Below are 2,297 nucleotides of genomic sequence, written 5' to 3'. Positions count from 1 at the left end.
TACCGGCCCAAATTTATTGTAAAGCCGTCCTGGAAGGACGGGGTTTCAAACCCAAATTTTTCGATGAAATTTCTGAAACCTAATAGAGCGTTTGCTAAAACAGTTTTTATATCTGTGTTTAATTTTACCGATCGCTCTACAGGCCGTGCGATCGCGATCGCAATGAGATAGAGATCGCGATCGCAGACAAAGAGTCAGGTTTAGACAGTTTTCGGGAATTCCACTTTACACCGTCGCCGGTTGTTTCAATCGCGTCGCCCACTGCATCAAGGTTTCGAGGGAGCGATCGCGATATTTTCCGTACCGTTCCCGTTTGTTTCTAACTTTTTGTTGCAATGGCGGTATGATGCCGAAATTTGGCGGCATCGGTTGGAAATGTTTCGGCGAAGCCGAAGTAATAAACTCCACCAATGCCCCCATCATCGTGGTCTCGGGAAGCCAAACCGCTTCGAGTCCCAACGCCACTCGCGCCGCGTTCGTTCCCGCCAACCATCCCCCGGCGGCGGCGGCGGTATAGCCTTCGGTTCCCGTGAGTTGTCCGGCTGCTAGAAGCGTCGATCGCTCTCGAAATTGCAGGGTGCGATCGAGCAGTTCGGGAGAATTAATAAAGGTGTTGCGGTGCATCACCCCCATCCGCACGAACTCGGCGTTTTCCAACCCCGGAATCAACCGAAACACCCGTTTCTGTTCTCCCCAACGCAGGTTGGTTTGAAATCCCACCAGGTTCCACAACTGCCCGGCTTTGTCCTCTTGGCGCAGTTGTGCCACGGCGTAAAACTTCTCATCGTGACGCGGATCTCGCAGTCCCACGGGTTTTAACGGACCGTAGCGCATGGTGTCTTCGCCCCGCCGCGCCATTTCTTCGATGGGCAAGCAACCTTCAAAGAATTTCGCCGTGTCGCGATCGAACTCCTTCAACTCGGCTTGTTCGGCTTGACAGAGTTCTTGCCAGAAGTGCAGGTACTGTTCCCGGTTCAGGGGACAGTTGACGTAATCGGCGTCGCCTTTATCGTAGCGAGAGGCGCGAAACGCTACGTCGAAATCGATCGAATCGCCCACCACGATGGGACTGGCGGCGTCGAAAAAGCTCATGTACTGACTTCCCGTAAACCGCTGTAAATCTTCGGCGAGGGATTCGCTCGTCAGCGGTCCGGTGGTCAACACGACCACGCCGTCTCGGGGAATTTCGCGAATTTCTTCTCGACGCAGTTCGATGAGGGGATGGTTCGCTAGAGTTTCCGTGAGGTCTCGGCTGAAGACGCCGCGATCGACCGCTAAGGCGCCGCCGGCCGGAACGTCGTGTTCGTCGGCTTTTCCGATGACGATCGACCCCAAGCGGCGCAGTTCTTCGTGAAGCAGTCCCGCCGCGCGATCGCTGGCTTTGGCACCGAAGGAATTGCTACAGACGAGTTCGGCCAAATCTCCGCTGTGGTGTGCCGGAGACTGGCGTTCGGGGCGCATTTCGTACAGTTCCACGGGAACGCCCCACTGGGCGACTTGCCACGCGGCCTCGGTGCCGGCGAGACCTCCTCCAACGACTCGGACTTTCATAGATTCTCGATTTTGTTGCGGTCAGGGGCGATCGCGGTTTCGGTGCTTCGATCGCGTTTTCCCATGCTAACACTGTCTTTCGGCACCTCGGGAGCGATCGTGTTAGCCAGTCTCGCTAAACTTCCCCGTTTGAGAAATTACCCGATCGTCCAACTTCCCCGAATTCTCCAATTAGAGAATCTCGAATCTTTTTCGCACTTCTGATTTCGAGAAATTCCCGTTTTGATGCGGATATATCGACAGTTTAGACGGAAATTCGGAGATTTTTGTAAAGCAACGGCAAGACTCAGTAATTTCTCCTATAAAAAAACAGTCTAGAATCCCTTTATCTTTCAGAGCAGTCGGTTTGCGCCCGTTTGTTATTCTGATTGCGTTTCGGGCAATTTTCGATATCACTCGAACATTGCTCGACGTTTTTCTGGCAAAATTTTAGAAAATACCCTAAAATTGAAAAATGATAAACTGTGGTTTTTTATATCTATACACTTGATTTTTTAAACAACAAGACCAATTCATAGGGGTTTCAGCCGATCGAATTTCGTTACAATTCCAGCTTACCCCAAAAAACCCCCGTTCTCGCGATCCGAGTTTTGGGTGTCTAACGGTACTTAAACAAATTTCAAGCCCAAACCAAGCCAAAACGCGCTTTGTGAGCGGCAAACAGGTCTCGATTCTCGTTCAGCCATGCCAACAAAACGAAAAGACATGGCTGTCCGAAAAGCCTCTAAAGCATCTACAAAAGTTTC

General features: G+C 51.6%; 2 protein-coding genes. One reads left to right on the top strand and one right to left on the bottom strand.

Annotation, left to right across the window (positions count from 1 at the left end; genetic code table 11):
• Window positions 1-225: 225 nt before the first annotated feature.
• Complete coding sequence (gene trmFO / locus GEI7105_RS0104205; RefSeq protein ID WP_017659240.1) at window positions 226-1,551, bottom strand: FADH(2)-oxidizing methylenetetrahydrofolate--tRNA-(uracil(54)-C(5))-methyltransferase TrmFO; 1,326 nt, start codon at window positions 1,549-1,551, stop codon at window positions 226-228.
• Window positions 1,552-1,614: 63 nt separating this feature from the next.
• Between trmFO and GEI7105_RS38205 the strand changes: the two genes are divergently transcribed.
• Window positions 1,615-1,755 (top strand): hypothetical protein, encoded by a 141-nt coding sequence (locus tag GEI7105_RS38205; RefSeq protein ID WP_017659238.1) that lies wholly within the window; start codon window positions 1,615-1,617, stop codon window positions 1,753-1,755.
• Window positions 1,756-2,297: the final 542 nt, after the last annotated feature.

The sequence above is a fragment of the Baaleninema simplex PCC 7105 genome, from assembly GCF_000332355.1.
GTDB lineage: Bacteria > Cyanobacteriota > Cyanobacteriia > Cyanobacteriales > Geitlerinemataceae > Baaleninema > Baaleninema simplex.
Note: the sequence above shows the minus strand (reverse complement) of the source record. Positions and strands in the feature narration are given on the sequence as shown.

What these genes read in the sequence shown, in the direction of transcription:
- trmFO (WP_017659240.1), bottom strand. Translation starts at nt 1,551, where the DNA reads ATGAAAGTCCGAGTCGTTGGAGGAGGTCTCGCCGGCACCGAGGCCGCG.
- GEI7105_RS38205 (WP_017659238.1), top strand. Translation starts at nt 1,615, where the DNA reads ATGCTAACACTGTCTTTCGGCACCTCGGGAGCGATCGTGTTAGCCAGT.